We start from the raw sequence: 20,542 nt of genomic DNA, 5'->3' as shown, positions 1-20,542 counted from the left end.
CGCCGGTCACCACAGCAACACGCTGCGGTGACCGGTCAGGCCTCGCGCTCGAGGCGGTCGACGGCCTCGCGGATCAGGGACATGTAGTGCTCGATGTCGGGCATCGCGCGAGCGTTCGAGGCGACGGACATCGAGATGGACGATCCGACCGACCGCACGGAGTGGGTGAGGTGGACGCCCCGCACCGCGGGGAGGACGCCGTAGCAGCCGACGACGGGTGCGCCCAGCAGTTCGAGCGGACCCCGCCCGTAGCTGACGTTGCTCAGCATGGTCGTGGTCGGTGAGGTCGTCGGCTTCTCGGGAGGGGTCGGGCTGAGGGCACCGACGATCGGGACGACGACCGACGGCATGGCGGTCAACGGATGCGGTGGGCCGGTCCGTGAGGCGGAGCGGACCACGGCCTCCTTCGCGTCGATCAACGACGCGTGGATCGCATGGAGTCGCTGTCCCGCGTCGGGGATGTCGGTGTGCAGATCCACCGTCATCGGGGTCAGCTGGTTCGCGGTGGAGGCATCGGTGAGGGAGCGGGTGCTCATCGGCATCGAGATCGACAGACTCGCCTCGGGCAGTTCGCCGTGCTCGTCCAGATACGAGGACAGGGCCAGCGAGATGATGGCGGTCATGAGGTCGTTGACGGTCGTCTCGGCGTAGCCGGCCTTGATGCGGCGGATGCGGTCGAGATCGAACCAGGTCAGGTCCCAAGCCATGTCGGGTTCGATGTCGCCGTTGAAGCGTGTGGCCGGCACCGCCCCGGGTGCGGCCGGCCGTGGTACGGGGGCGGTCGGGCGTTTCCTGGTGGCCCAGCGGAGTGCGGTCGCGCCCAGGAGTACCAGATCCTTCGGGACGGCGGCCAGCGCGCGCGGCGTCGACGGGGCGGGAACCTCCGGGGCGGACGGCCTCGGCTCGGCGGGGGTCGGCGACAGCATCCGGGAGATGAGGTCGGACGCGCTCACGCCGTCGATCGCGCTGTGGTGGAACTTCGCGATCATGACCGTTCCCCCGTCGGGAACGCCGTCGACACCGTGCAGGTCGACGAGGAAGTGGAGCTGCCAGGCGGGGCCGGTGCGGAAGTCGAAGAACTCACGGGACAGTTCCACGGTCCGGCGGCGGACGATGTCGGTCTCACCCGGTTGCTGGGTGGTGACGAACACGTGGGAGCCGACGTCCGTCGTCGGGTCGTCCACCCAGAACGGATAGTGCACGTCCCTCGGATACCGGTGGAGTTTCTGCCGGAAGATCGGATCGAGGTGGACGATCGACCGGGCGTAGTCGACGGCGTCCTGATGGTTACGAATGCCCGGGCCGGTCCCGGCCGCGACATCGACGACGAAGGCGTGGATGAGGATGGCCGAGGTGTGGGTGGTCTCGAGATACAGGTTCAGTGCGTCTCGCGAGGTCATGGGACGGCCTCGCGGAGCGGGCCGCCTGGTCGAACGCCGGAATGTGTTCACGCAGTCTCCTGGGACGGGTCGCATCGATTCTGGTGCTGCAGCAACGATATTTGTGGAATATGGGTGAGAGCTGGTCCGTATTCGGTGCTGTATCCCGGAACGACCGGTTTGTACCTGTGTAAAGTCTCGGTCGGCGTCGAAACGGTGACACCATCGACAATCGCCGTGTCGTAGGGTCCGGTCGACCGTATCGGGCGTCACGAACGGGTCGGGTGTGCAGACTGTTCACCTTGTCGAGGTTTTGCGGTCTGTGAAAGACTGAGTAACCGGAACGAGGACCGATCACGAGGGATCACACGGCGACAGGTCGCGGGCCCTCGCGGGAAACGTGCGGCGCGAACAGCGTGCCGCCAGTGGAGTCGGAGGTCCAGTCCGTGCAGTCGTCCGACATCGAGGTTGTCGCACCCGACTCGAACGTCGGTACACCGGACGCGACCGATCCGACGGCTCTCCAGCCCATCCCGTTGACCGCCGCGCAGCGCGGCATCTGGTTCGCCCAGCAGCTCTCCGGCACAGTTCCGGTCTCCATCGCTCACTACGTCGATCTGAACGGCCCGGTCGACGGTGACGCCCTCGAAGCGGCGATGATCGCCGTCGGCACCAGGTTCGGCTCGGGCTTCGTCCGGATCGTCGAGACCGACGGTGTGCCGGAACAGGTGGTGGACCTCACGATCACCGACACGATGCGCCACCTCGACCTGCGTGACGACGCCACCCCGGTGGAGACCGCGATCGAGTGGATGCGCAACGAGTGCGCCTCCCCGATCGACCTGGTGAAGGACCGGTTGGTGGTCACCTACCTCATCCGCGTCGCCGACGAACGGTACTTCTGGTACTGCCGCATCCACCACATCGTGCTGGACGGCTTCGGCGCCATGACGCTGCTGCGGGACGTCGCAGCCCACTACTCGGCCCTGGTCCGCGGTGAGGTCCCGACGCCGACGCGTGCGGAGGATCTGCGCACCATCCAGCAGGACGACGTCGCGTACCGCGAGTCCACCCGATTCGAGAACGACCGGCGTCACTGGGCGGAGAAATTCGAGTCCCTTCCCGACGCGGTCTCGTTCGTCGACACCGCAGCGCCGGTGTCCGTTCCGTGCCGGTCCGCGTCCGGCCGTACCCCGGTGGACGTCGCCGAAGCCCTCGCCAAGGGTGTCGACTCGTTGGGAACCACGACGGCGACCCTGGCCATCGCAGCCTTCTCCGCGTACGTCTCCCGCATGACCGGCGCCACGGATGTCGTTCTCTCCCTCCCGGTTTCGGGTCGGTCGAGTGCCATCCTGCGTCGTTCCGGCGGCATGGTCTCCAACGTCGTGCCGCTGGTCGTGCGTGTCGACGACACCGCCACCGTGGCCGGAACGGTCGACGCGGTGCAGCGCGAACTCACCGGTGCGCTGCGACGGCAGCGGTATCGCCACGAGGACATCCGGCGCGACGCGGGGGAGCTGACCAACACCCGTGGGTTGTTCGGTCCGACGGTCAACCTGATGATGTTCGACAACGAGATGGTGCTGGGCGAGGTACGCGGGTCGTACCACGTGCTCACGACCGGGCCGGTCGAAGACCTCGCGATGAACCTGTACCCGGCGCCCGGCGGGGACAACGAGCTCCAGATCGACCTCGAGTGCAACCCGAACCTGTACTCGCAGCGCGCGGTGGACGACATCCGGTCGCGGTTCCTGACGTTCCTGCGCCGCTTCTCCGAGGCCGGCGCCGACCGCGCCGTTCTGGACATCGAGCTGCTCGCGCCCGAGGAGCGGTCGAACCTGGTCCCCGCCCGCGGCACGCCGTCCGTCTTCCCCCGCCGACTCGTCGACGTCATGGACGACGCCGTCGCGACCGACCCCGAGGCCGTCGCCATCGACACGGCGCAGGGCGTCATCACGTACGCACAGCTCGACGCGTCCGCCAACCGGATGGCGCGGATGTTGATCTCGCGGGGCGTGGGTCCCGAGAGCATCGTCGCCGTGGCGTTGCCCCGGTCGTTGCACACGATCCTGTGCATCTGGGCGGTGGCCCGCACGGGCGCAGCGTTCCTGCCGATCGATCCCGCGCTTCCCACCGCGCGCATCCAGCACCTGGTGTCCGACTCGGGTGCCCTGATCGGTCTGTCCGATACGCGTCGAGCGGCGCTGCTCCCCGACTCGGTCGAGTGGATCGCCGTCGACGCGGCCGAGACCGACCGGGCCGCGGCCGAGTTCTCGCCCGACAGAGTCACCGACGCCCACCGTCTCGGACCTATCCACCTGCACACTCCCGCCTGGGTCATCTACACCTCGGGCTCCACCGGCCTGCCCAAGGGCGTCGTGGTCGGCAACGGCGGCGTGGCGAACCTGACGCGCCACATCGAGTTCGCCCTGCAGGTCCGGCCGACCTCGCGCATCCTGGCGCTCGCGTCGCCGAGCTTCGACTCTTCCCTGTTCGAGATGCTGTCGGCGCTCTCCCGGTCCGCCACCCTGGTCGTGTCACCGGCGGACGTCTTCGGCGGCGAGGACCTCGCGGACTACGTGACCGACAAGCGGGTCACGCACATGACCATCACGCCGGCCGCCCTCGCGTCGCTCGACTCCATCGGTCTCGATCACGTTCGGCACATCGTCACCGCCGGTGAAGCGTGCCCCGCCGATCTGGTCGCGAAGTGGGCTCCCGGTCGTCGCATGTACAACGCGTACGGGCCGACCGAGATCACGATGATCAGTCACATGTCGACGGCCATGACCGCGGGGGATCCGATCACGGTCGGCACGCTCGTCCGCGGTGCGTCGTGCCTGGTGCTGGACAAGTGGCTGCGGCCCGTTCCTACCGGCGTCGTCGGTGAGCTCTACCTCGCCGGACCCTCGCAGGCTCGTGGATACGTTCGGGCGCCCGGCGTGACGTCGGGTCGCTTCGTCGCGTCCCCGTACGACGCCGGCAGCCGCATGTACCGGACCGGCGACCTGGTCCGCTGGACGGCCGACGGCGAGATCGCCTACGTCGGTCGCGCGGACTTCCAGATCAAGATCCGCGGCATCCGCGTCGAGCTCGGCGAGGTCGACGCAGTCCTGTCCATGCACGAGAGCGTGCGGTCGTCGGTCACGGTCGCGCACCGTCAGACGGCAGGCGTGGTCACGCTCGCGTCCTATGTCGTCCTCGAGGACGGACGGACCGTCGACAGCGACGAGATCCACCGCTTCGCCGTCCAGAGTCTGCCCTCGCACATGGTGCCCTCGTCGGTGATGGTTCTCGACGCGTTGCCGATGACGGTGCAGGGCAAGATCGACCGAGCGTCGCTGCCCCAGCCCGTCATCGAGGTGCACGAATTCCGGGCACCGAGCATGCCCGTCGAGGAAATCGTCGCGTCGGTGTTCGCGGAGCTGCTCGGCGTCGACCGTGTCGGTCGGGACGACGACTTCTTCGCGCTCGGCGGCAATTCGCTCGTCGCCACGCGGGCCGTCGCCCGCCTCGGTGCCGCGCTGGACACGACCGTGACCGTACGGACCTTGTTCGAGGCTCCCTCGGTGTCGGCCCTCGCGGCGAAGTTGCAGTTCGGCGACGCTGTCGCGGCGCGGCCGCCACTGGTCCGTCGTGCCACGGCATCCGCCGACCCGGAGTCCCTCGTCGATGCGCCGCCTCTGTCCTACGCCCAGCGGCGCATGTGGTTCCTCAACCGCTTCGATCCGTCGTCCGCCGCGTACAACATCCCCTTCGCCGTCCGGCTCGTCGGAGATCTCGACGTCCCCGCCCTGCAGGTGGCGATGCTCGACGTCGTCGACCGGCACGAGTCGCTGCGCTCGCTGTACCCGGACAGCGCGTCGGGACCCGTGCAGATCGCGCGCATGGCGGAGTCCGTCGTCCCCGACCTCACCCCCGTCGACATCCGCGAGTCCGACCTGCCCGCCGCGGTGGCCAAGCTCGCATCCCGCGCCTTCGACGTGACCGTCGAGGTGCCCGTCGCCGCGACGCTGTTCCGCACCTCGCACGACACCCACGTGCTCGCGGTCGTCGTCAATCACATCTCGGCGGACGGCGCTTCGATGGCTCCCTTGGCCCGCGATCTGATGGCCGCGTACAGCGCGCGGATCGCGTGGTTCGCCCCCGCCTGGGCACCGCTTCCGGTGCAGTACTCGGACTACGCGGTGTGGCAGCGCGACGCCCTCGGCGACGAGAACGATCCTGAGTCGATCATCGCCCGGCAGGAGCAGTACTGGCTCAGCGCGCTGGCCGATCTTCCGGACGAGCTGCCGTTTCCACGGGACCGTTCGCGCCCGACCGAGCCCACCTATGCGGGCGCCACGGAACAGTTCGTCATCGACCCGGAACTCCATGCGCGTCTCGTCGACGTCGCACGGGCCAACTCGTCCACTCTCTTCATGGTGGTGCACTCGATCCTCGCCGTGGTGTTGGCGCGGCATTCCGGAACCGACGACATCACCGTCGGCACGCCGATCGCGGGCCGCGGAGACGCGGCCATCGACGACATGATCGGCATGTTCGTCAACACGCTCGCGTTGCGCACACGCGTCGACACGACCCAGAGCTTCGACCGACTCCTCGCTCACACGAGGGAGCAGGATCTGGCCGCGTTCGCCCATGCCGACGTGCCGTTCGAGCGGCTCGTCGAGGTGGTCGATCCGCCGAGATCTCGTGCGCGGCACCCCATCTTCCAGGTCATGCTGGCGTTCCAGAATCTCGGGCAAGCGCACTTCGAGCTCACCGATCTACGCCTCGAGACGCTGGAGTTCGACCTCGGTGTGGTGAAGTTCGACCTGCAGTTCACGCTGGTGGACTCGGTGACTCCCCTCGGCGCCCCCGACGGACTCGCGGCCACGATCGGCTACGCGACAGACCTGTTCGACAAGGAAACGGCCGTCGCTCTCGGTGAGCGCTTCCTGGCCGTCGCGCACGCGGTGGCCGAGAACTCGACCGTCGCGCTGGCCGACATCGACCTCGTCGGCGACGTCGAACGCGGCCGCATGGTCCGGCGGTTCGAGCCGGAGCCGACTACCGGCGCGGTCACCGTGCTGTCCCGGTTCCGCGATCGAGTGCTCGAGACGCCGGACGCCAGGGCCGTCGCCGACGACGAGAACGACTACACCTACGGCGAGTTCGCAGCACGTGTCGACCGTGTCGCGCGAGCGCTGGTCCGTCGCGGCGTCGGACCGGAGTCCGCCGTCGTCGTGGCGCTCCCACGATCCGTCGACGCCCTCGTCGCGGTGTACGCCGTGCTCGAGGCCGGCGGCGCATACGTACCCGTCGATCCCGACCAGCCCACCGCCCGCATCGAGACCATCATCGAGGCCACGGCGCCCGTCTGCGTCGTGACTGCGGGAGACGTGGGCGGGCCACTCGCCGTGCTCCTGTCGGAGCTCGAGGACGAGTCGCTGCCGTCGGGACCCCTCACCGACGAGGAACGGCTCGGGACCGTCCACGCGGGCACCACCGCGTACATCGTGTTCACCTCCGGCTCCACCGGTGTCCCGAAGGGCGTCTCCGTTCCCCACGGCGCCGTCGCGCACCACACCGACTGGTTCGCGGACGCTTTCTCCATCACCTCCGACGACGTGGTGCTGGCCAAGACGCCGATGACCTTCGACGTCTCCGTCTGGGAGATGTTCGTGGCACTTGCGGTGGGCGGAACCGTCGTCGTCGCGGAGCACGACGGGCACCGCGACCCGGAGTATCTGTTGCGCAGCATCGCTCGCCACAAGATCACGGCCATCTCGTTCGTCGCGTCGATGTTCGCCGTCTTCACCGAAGCTGCCGACAGCTACGCCTGCAAGTCGCTGAGGGTCGTGTTCCTCGCCGGCGAGGCGCTCGGCCGCGCCGTCGTCGACGAGTTCCGCGAGACCTGCGACATCGACGTCCACAACCTCTACGGTCCGACGGAGTTCACCGTGCACGCCACGGCTCATCCCGTGGGACGCGGCGAACCGCCCTCGGTCCCCATCGGTGTTCCGGTGGACGGGACCTCGGCGTTGGTGCTCGACGCCGCTCTGGCCCCCGTTCCCGACGGTGTGGTGGGTGAGCTGTACCTCGCCGGAATCCAGAGTGCGCGCGGTTATCACGGTCGACCGGACCTCACGGCGGACAGATTCGTCGCGGTTCCCGGACACGACGGCGCGCGGATGTATCGCACCGGTGACCTGGCGCGGTGGAACCACTACGGTGCACTCGAGTTCGCCGGTCGCGTCGATCATCAGGTCAAGCTGCGGGGACTGCGGATCGAACTCGGCGAGGTCGAGGCGGCGGTTTCCACATCCTCCCGGGTTGCGCGAGCCGTGGCCATCGTCCGCGACGACACCCTCGTCGCCTACGTCGTTCCGGCGCCCGGGGTCACGGTGGACACCGACATGGTGCGTGCCGACGCTGCTCGCGTGCTCCCCGCGTACATGGTTCCCGTCGTCGTCGTGCTCGACGCGCTGCCGCTCGGTGTCAGCGGAAAGCTCGACCGCGCAGCACTTCCCGATCCGGTGGTCGATCCGCGCCGCTTCCGCGAACCACGCACGTTGGAGCAGCGTGTCGTTGCCGAGGTGCTCTCCGAACTGCTCGGTGTCGAGCGTGTGGGGCTGAACGACAACTTCTTCGCCCTCGGCGGCAACTCGCTGGTCGCCACCCGCGTGGCCGCGAGAATCGGTGCCGCTCTGGGTGTCCGGGTGCCGCTGCGCACCATCTTCGACGCCACCACGGTGGCCGATCTGGCCAACAACCTCGACGTCGACGGTGCGTCGCGGCGTCGGCCGACGGCGATATCGCGCCCGGAGGTGCTCCCTCTGGCACCCGCGCAGCAACGGCTGTGGATCGCCAACCGAGTCGATCCGGACTCGGCGAACTACAACCTCCCCATCGGACTCCGCCTGCGTGGACCTCTGGATGTGGACGCTCTGCGGACCGCCGTGCAGGACGTCATCGCCCGGCACGAGACTCTGCGGACGGTCTACCCGGACGTCGACGGCCACGGGCGACAGGTCGTGCGCGAGATCGACGAGGTCGACCTCGAACCGATATCGGTCTCGGGCGACGACCTGCCGCACCGCATCCTGGCGGTCGCCACGACCGGTTTCGATGTCACCACCGAGGTCCCGCTGCGCGTGCGACTGTTCAGGTTGGCCGAGGATCATCACGTCCTTCTCGTCGTCGTCCACCACATCGCCGCGGACGGATTCTCGCTCGCGCCGCTGACCGTCGACGTCGTGACGGCGTTCGCCTCCCGGTCGGCGGGTGTCCTGCCCGCCTGGTCGCCGTTGGACGTCCAGTACGCGGATTACGCTCTGTGGCACCGTGATCTGCTCGGTGACCCGTCCGACGACGACTCCCTCGCGGCACGTCAGCTCGCCTACTGGCGGGACACGCTGGCGGGCATGCCGGCAGAATTGTCCCTGCCGCAGGATCGTCCGCGTCCGCCCGTGCCCTCGGGTATCGGTGCGTCCGTCCGATTCGAGATCCCGGCGGAGACGTACGAGCGAGTGCGCGTCCTGGCTCGCGAACGTCGCGCGACACCGTTCATGGTCGTGCACGCGGCGCTGTCGGTCGCCTTGTCGCGCATCAGCGGTACGTCGGACATCACTGTCGGGACCGCGGTGGCCGGACGAGGAAGCGCGGAACTCGATCCCATGGTCGGCATGCTGGTGAACACACTGGCGCTGCGCCTGCGGATCGACGAGAACGCCACGATCACCGATCTCGTCGACGACGCCCGAGGCGTCGCGCTGTCGGCCTTCGCCCACGCGGACGTCCCGTTCGATGCCGTCGTCGACGTTGTCGAGTCGTCGCGTTCGGCGGACCTGTTCCGCGTCGCGTTGGCCTACCAGAACACCGACCTGTCCGAGATCGACCTGTCCGGGTTGCACGTGCAGCAACTCGAGACGCCGTTCGACCCGGCGCAGTTCGATCTGACTCTGACCGTGGAGGATCGACCGCACCGGCAGGTAGGGGACGACGTCTCGGCGTTCTTCACCTACGCGACCGACTTGTTCGATGCCGCCACGGTGTCGACGTTCGCCGATGTGTTCTCCGCTGTGCTCGACGCCGTCACCGACGATCCCGGCCGCGTCATCAGCTCGGTCGACATCGGCTCTGCTGCAGCAGTATCCGTATCGAACCCGCGTCCGGACGTGATGCGCCCGAGCGTTCCGACGCGCTCGATCGCGGCGTCCATCGCGTCGTCCGTCGAGGCGGACCCGGGTGCCCCCGCGTTCGCGGCGGGCGACCTCGAGGTCAGCTACGCCGAGATGGACGCGCGATCCAATCGCCTCGCTCGAGCGCTGCTCGCGGACGGCGCGGGCCCCGGAACCGTGGTATCGACGACGGCGAGTGATCCCGCGTCGCTCGTCGCGGCCACGTGGGCGGCGGCGAAGGTGGGTGCTGCGCTCACCGGACGCGCATCCGATCGGTCCGTCGCGCTCCGCGGCGATGCGGGGTCGACGGGCCATGGCGGGCCCCTGTCACCGTCCGACGGCGTTCGGTCTCCGGATCAGGACACTCCGGCAGTGGTCACGGACGACCGCACGATCACGTTCGGAACTGTCGGCGCAGCTGTCGCCACCGATTCCTTCGGCGTGACGTACGAATCGCGAATCGCCGTGGGCGAGAACGTTGCTCTCGACTGGTCGGTGTTCGCGATCGTCTCCGCGGCGGCGGCGGGTGCGACAGTCGTCGGGCTGGACGAATCCGTCGACCTGACGGACGCACTGGCCGACGAGTGGGTGACGCACGCCGTGGTGAGTCGGGCGCAGATCACGAACCTGGACGTGGAGTCGCTCGACGATCTGCAGACGCTCGTCGTCCACGACGGTGCCGACGCGCTGCCGACGGTCGCCGACCACGTCACCGTCCTGGGAGCTGATGTCCTGACGCGGTAGGACTCTCCGCGCGCGTCAGACCTTGTCGGCGACAGCCGGGACAGGCGTCGACGCAGGCTCGGCGGCGAGTGCTGCTGCGCCCTCCATGACGACGAGGGCGTCGTCGAGGTACCGCATGTAGCGGTCGGGGTCGGGGTCGGGGTCGGCCATCATCGTCGAGTCCACGGTCACGGTCACGCTGACTCGTCGGCCGAGCGAGGTGACGTGGTGTATCAACCCCATCCCGTCCACGGTGGGCATCGGCATGAACGCCGACACCGCCGGTGCTCCGAGGAACCACAGGGCGTCGTTGCCGTGGGGCATGTTCGACACGACGGTGTTCGACGGCACCGTCGGCCGGTCGTGCGGTGCCATCGTGGAGAGCGCCCCGATCACCCGTAGGACCGACGCCGGTGCGACGTCGAACGGTCCGACCGTGTGCGTGTCGAGCATCGCCTTCACGCGGTTCTTGGCCTCCGATGCGGATCCGTGGACCGCGCGGAGTCGCTGCATCGGCTCGGGTTCGGTGGTGTGGAGGTCGACGTCGACGAACGTCGTCCGGTTCGCGGCGGGGGAGTCGACGGCACCGTCGATGTCCAACGGCATCGTGGTACTCAGCGTGGCCACGGGTTCCTCGCCCTTGTCGTGCAGATACCTGCTCATCGCGAGGGACACCGCGGTCAGCAGGATGTCGTTGACCGTCACCTCGGGAACGGCGCGCTTGATCGCCCGGATGCGGGGCAGGTCCAGGAAGAGCACCCTGATCCGATGATCGAGCGTGATGCGGGAGTTGAACCGCGTCGCGGGGCGCGGTGGGTGGGCGCGTGGCGCCATCGCGCGCCGTGATGCGGACATGGCGCGGACGAAGGCGATCGCCCGCGGCACGCTCGACGCCGCCTCCCTCCAGAGCGGGCGCATCATCGTGGGTGCCGAGCCGCCGCGCGGGGTGGAGGTGGCACCGCCGTGCGCCATTCCGGGATCCGCGAACAGCGCGCGCATGACGGATACCAACCCGAGCCCGTCCATCGACGAGTGATGAACCTTGACGACGACGACGGTTGCTCCGTCCGGTACGCCCGCGACGTCGCGGATGCCGGTCAGGAAATGGATTTCCCACGTCGAACGCTCGAGCACCATCGGTGTGGCCATGACGTGCGCGATGTGTCGCTCGACGCCCGACCATCCGGGCTCGGTGATCCGCTCGACGACGACGTGGTCGGCGACGTCGACCTCTCGGTCGGTGATCCAGAACGGGTCGCCCAGATCGGCGAAGCGACGTCGCATGCGGCGCCGGAACACGGGGTCCACATCGAGTCGAGCCCGCATCCATGCGCAGGCGACGTCGTGCGTGAGGTCGGCAGCGTCCGTCCCGGCTGCGTCCACGACGAGAACGTCGACGAGGTTGGCGATGACGTGGTCGCTCTCGGCCAGGACATTGATCGCGTCGCGGGGTGGTACCCGGACTCCGATGCGTGGCATCCTTCGGACCCCGATGCGTGGCGTTCCGGCAGTAGACATATCAGGGTCCTCACGACATGCGCAGGCTTCCCGTGGACCGCGCTCTTGCGGTGGTTATAGCCCCGACTCGCCATTGTGTTACGCCGTTCCGACAAGTGTTACGCCGTTCCGACAACGGCTGCCGAGCCGTTGTCGGAACGCACGGATGTCAGAAGGACTCGGCGGCCCGTCGATATCCGCGGATCGCCGGAACGACGAAGACGGCGAAGAGTCCGACAGACCAGGCGAGCGACTGGAGGAGGGGAGAGGTGACCGGTCCGCCGAGCGTGAGGCCCTTCATCGCATCGACCGCACACGAGATGGGATTGTGCTCGACGAACGGCTGCAGCCACGTGGGGTACCCGCGAGTGGGAACGAAACCCGAGTTGAAGAACATGAGGATCGTGAACACCATGCCCACGCTCTCGACCAACGGGAACGTCGTGGTCACGATGGCCGTCGAGGTGACGAACACGGCGAATCCGATACCGAATGCCAAGGGCACCAACATCGCTGCGACTCCGGCGATCGGCCCCTGGTCGAAGCGGAACCCGAGCAGGAACCCGACCACGATGATGAGCACGGTGGTGGTCACGATGCGGGCGGTCTCAGCCAGCAGGCGTCCCATCAGGCCGGCCGCACGGTGGACCGGAAGGGTCTGGAATCGGGACACCAGACCCGCTGCGCGCTCTCGTCGCAAGCCGACCGCACTGGCGAGAGAGCCCGACATGGCCGCGACCATCGAGATCAACGGGACGGTTCCGAAGATGCTGTTCTCACCCGTGGCGGACGAGATCGAATTACCCAGTACGGTCCGCAGCATCAACAGGAAAAGAATGGGATAGATGACGGCTTGAATGATCGTGAGAGGGTCCCGAGCCCACCGTCGCAGCAATCTCCCGCAATGAAGAGCGCTCTGCGAGGACAGGGCGACCGGGCTCAGCTCACTGAGCATCCGATCGGGTTCCGGCAGCGCGCGGAGATCCAGAACGGTCTCGCCGGCGCGGTCTCGTGTACTCATGCTCGCCTCGTGCTCGCCCACACGGCAAGCGGAACGAGGACGACGATCAGGCCGACCGCCCACGCTATGGCCGGCCACAGGCTGGTTGCGTTGACACCGCCGTCCGCCATGTCGCGCATGGCCTTGGAGAACAGTGAGATGGGTTGGTTCCTGACGAAGGGGCGGATCCATTCGGGGAAGCCGGTCTCGGGGACGAACCCGGAGGACAGCATTCCCAGGATCAGCTGAGGGAGCGTCAAGGCCTGGCTGGTGGCCTCGGGTGACCGCGACAGCGACCCGATGGCGTCACCGCCCGTCGTCAGCGCGGCGCCGACGAGGAGGGCGAACAGCACGAAGATGGCGGCATCGTCGAACCCGGCCTGGAATCGGAACCCGATGAGAGATCCGTACACCAGGGCCGCCGCCAGCGACAGCGACGCGTGGACGAGGTTGGCGGTGGCTCTCGACAGCAGCGGCACCCACGGCGTGACCGGCATGGTCTGCAGTCGGGTGGTCATTCCGGACTGGCCCTCGATCGCGGCGCGCTGTGCGGCCGAGATCGCGGTGAAGGCCATCGCCTGCAGGCAGATGATCGGCATCAGGAACTGGGCGTAGTTCAAGCCCTGGAACTGCATGACGAGTCGCAGAGGGAGGTAGAAGCCCACCGTGTAGACCGCGGGCGCGATGATCGCCACGACGAGACCGCCCGAGCGTGCCATCGAGCCCAGCGAGCGTCCCGACAAGCTGGCCCACTGCTTGAAGGCAGTGGGTTCGGGAGCGCGGTGCGAGGCTCGACGCGTCTCGATCGACGAGGTCACGCGGGCCGCCCGGACTGCAGCGGTGCGTCGGCGGTCGCGGACCCGTCGTCGGCGGGATCGACGTCGCTTCGTCCCGTGAGGGAGAGGAAGACGTCGTCCAACGAGGGGCGGCGCAAGCCGATGTCGGACAGAGCGATACCCGCGGCGTCGAGACGTTTGAGAGCCTCGGCGAGCGTTGCCGGGCCGTCCGGCGCCGGGATGGTCAACGTGTCGGCGTCGAGGTCCGCGGCACTGAAGCTGGGCGGAAGCATGCCGACGAGGGCATCGGCGGCGCGGCGCATCTGTGTCGGATCGACCGGAACGATGTGGCAGTAGTTGCCGCCGGTGGTGGCCTTCAACTCGTCCGCGGTACCTTGCGCGATGACCCGGCCGCTGTCGATCACGATGATGCTGTCACTGAGAACGTCGGCTTCTTCGAGGTACTGAGTCGTCAGAAGCGTCGTGATGCCCTGTTCGCGCAACGACGACACCAGCGACCACACAGCCTTGCGGCTTCGTGGGTCGAGTCCGGTGGTCGGCTCGTCCAGGAACACGACCTTCGGCCTGACGACCAGTCCGCATGCGATGTCGATACGACGACGCATACCGCCCGAATATCCGCGGACCTGACGGTCGCCGGCCTCGAGCAGGTCGAAGTCGTGCAGAAGATCCTCGGCGCGCACTCGCGCCGACTTCTTGGTCAACCCCATGAGCCGACCGAACAGGATCAGGTTCTCGCGGCCCGAGAGAGCGTCGTCCAGCGCCGCGTACTGACCGGTCATCAAAATGGAGCGGCGGACGGCGGCAGGATCGCGGGCGACGTCGTGTCCCGACACCACCGCACGGCCTCGGTCCGGCTTGATCAGCGTGGCCAGCACCTTGACGGTGGTCGTCTTACCGGCACCGTTGGGCCCGAGGATTCCGAGGATGGAACCCGCCGGGACACTGAAATCGATGCCCTTCAGAGCCTCAACCGTTCCGAAGGACTTGTGAACGTCCTCGACGAGTACGGCTGTGTCATCTGATGGCATGAGTCTCCACTGTCGTCGGCATGTGCAACATCGTTCTGACGGACGGCTCTGGTGACACGCATTCCTCGCGTGCATTCGGTGCACGAAACGAGCGCGTATCAGCCCTCCGAAAGGCGGCACTGTAGAAGAACATCCCACGAGCCGCCGTCGATGTTACGCATCGACCCGCTTCGATCGGGCCCGGGCGCGCCTCCACAGCGACTGTTTCACGCCGGAAGAATGTCAGCGCGTTGCAGTCGCTGCAGGTCGAGTGATGTGCGGGGACCGCTGCCGACAGCGGGGATGGGGCGTGCCGTCAGGCGACATGTCCGACTGCGGCGAGACCGCGATCGTCCAGGCGGGTGAATCCCTGCCCGGCCGTCGCCTGGAGCTCGGCGAGAGAGTTCTGCATTTCCGCGGCGAACTCCGGCGCGGTGATTCCGGCACTCGGGTGTACCTCGATGTAGACCACCAAAACTGCACTGCGATCCTGCACTGCGGGCGTCGTCGACAACGTCAGACTGACCGCGGCGCTCCGCACCCGCTCGTGCGGACCGAACGTTCCCAGCACACGCGACGACCCGGCACGGACGAATTCCCGCTCCGCGACGTGCACGACCTCGATGTCCTCGATCGCGACATCGCTCAGGGGACGCGGGGCAGTGTCCGGGACGAGCGCCGGACGAGCGCTGCGACGCCACGCGGCAGAAGCGATGCCGGCCACGACGTCACCCACACCGACCTGGCCGAACGACTGAGTCAGGCTGTCCAGATCCGCCATGCGCACGCCGATCGCGATCGAATCGCCGGGCGTGGCCGTGCGCATCCGCGGCGCACCGGGTCCGTCGCCGAACTCGTCGACGGCGCGCAGTGTCCGCGCCAGGAGATCGGTGCCCGCAGCGGTGACGGCGAGTGTGGACCGGACGTCGTCGTCGACGAGGACGTCGTCGATCAGATCGACCAGCACGGCAAGCGCCACGGCATCGGGGCCGTTGTAGACCACGACGGCGGATCCGGACGGCACGGAAGGAGTCGAGTCGACACCGAAGACGATATCCACGGTCGTGATGCCGGAAACGGCGTCCCGCTCCAGCAGATCCAGAATCACCGCGTTCGAGTCGGCGGAGTCGGTGTGAAACGACACCGACCACGTCACGCCGTCGAACGATGACCCGGGACGACGGCTGTACCGCTCCAGCGCGGACGTGAAGCTTTCGACGCTGACGAGGGAGGCGGACCGCGCCACGTCTGCCGGAGCGACGGACAGTGCGTGCGCCCGGACTACCGCAGCGGCCCGGTGCCAGCGCGCGCGCGGTCGCGAAGTCTGAGCAAGGGACGTGCGGTGCCGTGGTGTCATCGGACTGACCTCGTCGGTTTCGTTAGGTAATGAAATCCGATCGAACACTTACGATCGTCGAATTCTGACCGGAACCGATTCTATTCGCTCAAACAGACTTTGGGTAGGTTTATTCGCTACGTTCGCGTTGCAAATTCGTTGCGTCCCGTTCATGTCGACCCCCATCGGCGAGGAGATCGTTCGCGAGCCGGTCGACGGCCGATTCGATGTGCAGAACGTACGCCGCCGGGTCCGGAAGCGCAGCGCGAACGGATGCCACCGACACGAACATCGACGTGCCGAAGGTCGAGATCGAATGTGCGAGGTAGACGCCCTGCACGGTGGGAAGTGGACCGAAAACGCCCACCATGGGAGCACCGAACAGAGTGAGCGGTCCGCGGCCGTACGGGACGTTCGTGATCATCGTGTTCGTCGCCACGGCCGTGGGTCGGCGCGACGGAGCACGCATCGCCACGCTGATCGCTCTGAGGAACGGGGCGGGGGTCACCGTCAGCGGCATGGCAGGGAGGTGCGTCACCGCGTCGGTGGTCTTCTTCTTCGCCGCGGATGCCGATGCGTGCACCGCGAGGAGTCTGGCCGTGGGGCTCTCGATGTCCGTGTGCAGGGGAAGGGTGGCGATCGCGATGCGGTTGGCGTTCGTGCTGTCCGCCATCGCTCTCGTGCTCACCGGGATCGTCGTGCCGAGCGACCGGTCGGGTATCTCACCGATCGCGTCCAGATAGGACGACAGGGCGAGCGAGACGACGGTCAGCATGACGTCGTTGACCGTCACGCCCGGATAGGCGTTCTTCATCGCCCTGACCCGTGCGAAGTCGACGCTCAGGAAGGCGTACGTCATCTCGTCCGGGCCGTCCTGATGGACGCGCGCGTCGTAGTTGAATCGTGTTGCAGGATAGGGAGTTCGGTGAGGCGCACTGCTCGGGGTGCTCCCGCGTTTCGACGCGGCCTTCGTGGCCGATCGGCGGCGTGCCACCGCGCTCACGAGGGCTCCCACGTCGCGAGGCAGCGCCCGCAGTGCACTCCACACGCCCGGCACGGCAACCGCCCGGTCCGACTCGCCACGCGCGACGGGCTCGTCGGAGAGGATCCGATTCAGCATCTCGACGACGCCCATCCCGTCGATCGCGCTGTGGTGACTACGGAAGATCGCGACGGTGCCGCCGTGCGGAACTCCCTCGACGCCGACCACGTCGAGAATGAAGTGGAACTGCCACGGCGGAAGATCCCAGTCCAGCGGCACCGTCGAGAACTCGACGATCTTCGACACCAGGAACTCACGAGATCGATCGGGCGCGGGCGTGTGGACGAAGACGTGGCGAGCCACGTCCACGTCCACGGTCACCCAGTGCGGGAAGGCGAGGTGCCCCGGGACCTTCTGCAGACGGCGTCGGAAAACGGGGTCCAGCCCCAGGATCTTCTCGCCGAACTCGAGGGCATCGGCATGTGTCCGCAGCGGAGAGGTGACGCCGGCGACGTCGAAGGCGTAGCAGTGGACCACGGAGGCGGACGTCCGTGAACTCTCGAAGTAGTAGTTCAGCGCGTCCCGCGCATGCATGGGAACCCCGACTGTCTTCGGATGCATCGCGCGTCACTGCCTTCGGATGTGTGCGTGCGCGGACCGGGGAGTTCGCGCGCTGAGGAAACCGACGGACGTCGGGAAATATGCCGGGATTGATGCAAAGTACGGTCGGACCGGGGCTGTGACAAGGCATCGGTCCGTTTTTAGACCGATCGAATGACGACCGTTCGCGTCCGGTGCGAACTACCCGGCGACCCGACTCGAGGAGAGGACCGCGTCGTCGAGACGGTCGAGCGCCGACGTGAGGCAGGCGATGTACCGGCCGATGTCGGGCATCAGGTTCCGGTCCGACACGGCCGTCAGGCACATGCGGCGGCCTGTCGTCATCACCACGTGGGCGAGTTGCACGCCTTCCACGACGGGAAGAGGGGCGAACACACCGACCACGGGCGCGCCCAGTACCTCCATCGGGGCGTTGCCGTACGCGATGTTCGAGATCATCGTGTTCGTCGATGTCGTCGTCGGTGTCGCGGGCCGCCGCGGCATGGCGGCGGCGAGCGCCGCCAGGACGGGCGCCGGCGCCGAGCTCAGAGGGTGCGGCGGAAGCGTCTGCACCCGACGCGTCAGTTCTGCTTTACGGGCACGCGCAGCGGAACTGACATCGGCGAGGCGTTGCAGGGGATCGGACACGTCCGTCGCGAGGTCGACGACGGCGATAGCGAGCTGGTTGGCGGTGTCGTCCGTGTGCGACACCGGCCGCACGTTGACCGGGAACGATGCGCCCAATGTGTCGGTGGGCATTTCGTCGGCCAGATACTCCGAGATCCCCAGGGACACGACCGTCATGATGACGTCGTTGACGGTCGCGCCGTCCACCGCGGACTTGATCCGGCGCACGCGGTCGAGGTCGAACCACATCAGGTCGAACGTCATGTCCGGGGACGTGTTGTTGTTGAATCGCGTCGCCGGGTACTTGTGGGGCTGCGGGCGGTCGGCCGGTGCCAGACGGCGCACGGCGGATGCACGCGCGACCGATGCGCGGCCGAATCGCAGAAGATCTCGGGGGAGCGCGCGGAGCGAGGACCAGGTCGTCGGTACCTGTGCGGTCGACCGCCGGAAGTCGTCCGCGCGGAAAGCTTCCACATCCAGGTTCGCGGGGGCGAGCATCCGGTGCACGAGGTCTGCGGTGCCCATTCCGTCGATCGCACTGTGGTGAACCTTGAACAACAGCACCGTGCCGCCGTTCGGAACTCCGGGAACGCCGTGGAGATCGGTCACGAAGTGCAGTTGCCACGCGGGCGCGTCGAAATCGACCGGAGTCCTGGACGCATCGACGACTCGGCGACGGAGGAACTCGTGATCGTCGGTGCCTGTCGCCCGATGAACGAACACGTGGTCGGCGACGGCCACCTCGCACTCCACCCACAGCGGGAACGCCAGATTCGCCGTGACCGTCTGCAATCGGCGACGGAAGAGGGGATGGAGGTCGAGGACGGCGTTCGCGAACGTGACGGCGTCGTCGTGCGTGCGGACGGACCGCATGGACCGGGAGGTGTCGACGACGAGGCCGTGGACGATGGTCCCGGGCGTCCTGTCCGACTCGAAGTAATAGTTCAGCGCGTCGCGCGCTGCCATGGGTTCTCCCGAGAGGGGACGTCCGTGTCGTGTCGACATGGCTACCACCATTCTGTTCCGAGGCCCGACCTCGTCGAACCATACCCAAAGATTGGTTTACGCACGGGAGAAGACCGATAAATGCGCTTCGGACGCGCTCTCCGATGAATCGACGCGTCAGGGCCGCGATATCCGATCCATCGATCGGTGAGCGCGCCGCGTTACGAGTTCTCGGCTCGGACGGCGTGCAGTCGACGCGACTCGCCGCGCCGCGCGGTCCTTTACAGTGAGCACGAGTTGTGACTGGTGGGACGAGGGAGATACTTCAATGACGTCGACACGACATCGACCGGTAGGTCGGTTCGCAGCACAGGGTCGCGCCGTCGCCGCCGGCATCGCCGTGGTCGCTGCGACGACCCTGCTGCCGTTCGCTCCCGCCGTCGCCACGGCCGCGCCGGTCGAGCCCGTCACCGACGTCACCACGGCATCCGGTGCCAGGGTGGAGAGCGTCGAGCACGTGGGCGGTCTCGAGTACCTCGTCACCGTGTATTCCCCGTCGATGGACCGCTCCGTCCCCCTGCAGGTCTTCAGGCCCGCGGACACCTCGGTGCCCCGTCCGACCTACTACTTGCTCAACGGCGCCAGCGGCGGCGAGGACCCGTCGAGCAACTGGCCGGATCAGGCCGACGTCGCCACGTTCTTCGCAGATAAGAACGTCAATGTCGTCATCCCCCGCGCAGGTGCCTTCAGTTACTACACCGACTGGGTCGCCGACGATCCCGAGCTGGGGCGCAACAAGTGGGAGACGTTCCTGACGCAGGAACTCCCGCCGCTCGTCGACGAGTCCCTGGGAACCACCGGAACTCAGGCTGTCGGTGGCATCTCGATGGCAGCCAGCGCCGTACTCATGCTGGCCGCCGACAACCCGGGGTTCTACTCGTCGGTCGCGTCCTTCAGCGGGTGTGCGGGCACCTCGGACGATCTGGGGCGTGCCTTCGTCAAGCTGGTCGTCGAAGCGCGCGGGGGCGGCGACACGGAGAACATGTGGGGGCCCGACGACGGCCCCGAGTGGGCAGCCAACGACGCGTTGCTCAACGCCGACAAGCTCAGAGGTACGCCGATGTACATCACCACCGGCAACGGTCTACCGGGGTTCGACGAGACGCTGCAGTCCGCACGAATCGCGGGTGATGTGCCGGCGCTGGTCAATCGCGTGCTCGTCGGTGGGGGTATCGAATCGATCACCGCGACGTGCACCCGGACATTCGCGGAGCGTCTCGCGCAGCTGCAGATCCCGGCGACGGTGAAGTTCCGGGACAACGGAACGCATTCCTGGGCGTACTGGCAGGAAGACCTGCACGAATCGTGGCCGACGGTCGCTGCATCACTGGGGATATGAATTCCAGGTGACGTTCCGACGGGTGGCGTGGCCCATTCGTGAGGAGTCGGCTCTCGCGTTATCGTGAATGCGTGAAGAGACG

General features: G+C 67.5%; 10 protein-coding genes. 2 read left to right on the top strand and 8 right to left on the bottom strand.

Annotated features, from left to right (window positions below; all coding sequences use genetic code 11):
• Positions 1-35: 35 nt before the first annotated feature.
• The gene (locus ASG64_RS11565; RefSeq protein ID WP_042575421.1) at positions 36-1,400 is read right to left on the bottom strand and encodes a wax ester/triacylglycerol synthase domain-containing protein; all 1,365 of its coding nucleotides are present in this window, start codon (positions 1,398-1,400) and stop codon (positions 36-38) included.
• Positions 1,401-1,825: 425 nt separating this feature from the next.
• Here ASG64_RS11565 and ASG64_RS11560 point away from each other — a divergent pair, with 425 nt between their 5' ends.
• Positions 1,826-10,288: a non-ribosomal peptide synthetase gene (locus tag ASG64_RS11560; protein ID WP_156389133.1), complete on the top strand. Its 8,463-nt coding sequence runs from the start codon at positions 1,826-1,828 to the stop codon at positions 10,286-10,288.
• Between the two features lie 15 nt (positions 10,289-10,303).
• On the opposite strand, the gene ASG64_RS11555 is transcribed toward ASG64_RS11560, so the two are convergent.
• From ASG64_RS11555 to ASG64_RS11525, 7 genes are all read right to left on the bottom strand, one after another.
• On the bottom strand, positions 10,304-11,746 hold the full coding sequence (locus ASG64_RS11555) for a wax ester/triacylglycerol synthase domain-containing protein (RefSeq protein WP_056073704.1): 1,443 nt from the start codon (positions 11,744-11,746) through the stop codon (positions 10,304-10,306).
• Positions 11,747-11,933: 187 nt separating this feature from the next.
• The gene (locus ASG64_RS11550; RefSeq protein WP_056074331.1) at positions 11,934-12,785 is read right to left on the bottom strand and encodes an ABC transporter permease; all 852 of its coding nucleotides are present in this window, start codon (positions 12,783-12,785) and stop codon (positions 11,934-11,936) included.
• The gene (locus tag ASG64_RS11545; RefSeq protein ID WP_056073702.1) at positions 12,782-13,582 is read right to left on the bottom strand and encodes an ABC transporter permease; all 801 of its coding nucleotides are present in this window, start codon (positions 13,580-13,582) and stop codon (positions 12,782-12,784) included. Before ASG64_RS11545 ends, ASG64_RS11550 begins: the two co-directional genes overlap by 4 nt.
• Complete coding sequence (locus ASG64_RS11540) at positions 13,579-14,592, bottom strand: daunorubicin/doxorubicin resistance ABC transporter ATP-binding protein DrrA (RefSeq protein WP_056073700.1); 1,014 nt, start codon at positions 14,590-14,592, stop codon at positions 13,579-13,581. The genes ASG64_RS11545 and ASG64_RS11540 overlap by 4 nt, the downstream gene beginning before the upstream one ends.
• 295 nt (positions 14,593-14,887) lie before the next feature.
• On the bottom strand, positions 14,888-15,928 hold the full coding sequence (locus ASG64_RS11535) for a hypothetical protein (protein WP_156388361.1): 1,041 nt from the start codon (positions 15,926-15,928) through the stop codon (positions 14,888-14,890).
• 109 nt (positions 15,929-16,037) lie between these two features.
• Positions 16,038-17,510 carry a wax ester/triacylglycerol synthase domain-containing protein gene (locus ASG64_RS11530; RefSeq protein WP_056073695.1) on the bottom strand — a complete coding sequence of 491 codons (1,473 nt, stop codon included), beginning with the start codon at positions 17,508-17,510 and terminating at the stop codon, positions 16,038-16,040.
• Between the two features lie 180 nt (positions 17,511-17,690).
• On the bottom strand, positions 17,691-19,082 hold the full coding sequence (locus ASG64_RS11525) for a wax ester/triacylglycerol synthase domain-containing protein (RefSeq protein ID WP_056073693.1): 1,392 nt from the start codon (positions 19,080-19,082) through the stop codon (positions 17,691-17,693).
• Positions 19,083-19,389: 307 nt separating this feature from the next.
• On the opposite strand from ASG64_RS11525, the gene ASG64_RS11520 reads away from it, so the two are divergent.
• On the top strand, positions 19,390-20,460 hold the full coding sequence (locus ASG64_RS11520; protein WP_056073691.1) for an alpha/beta hydrolase: 1,071 nt from the start codon (positions 19,390-19,392) through the stop codon (positions 20,458-20,460).
• Positions 20,461-20,542: the final 82 nt, after the last annotated feature.

The sequence above is a fragment of the Rhodococcus sp. Leaf247 genome, assembly GCF_001426185.1.
GTDB lineage: Bacteria > Actinomycetota > Actinomycetes > Mycobacteriales > Mycobacteriaceae > Rhodococcoides.
This window is presented reverse-complemented; position numbering and strand designations above follow the sequence as displayed.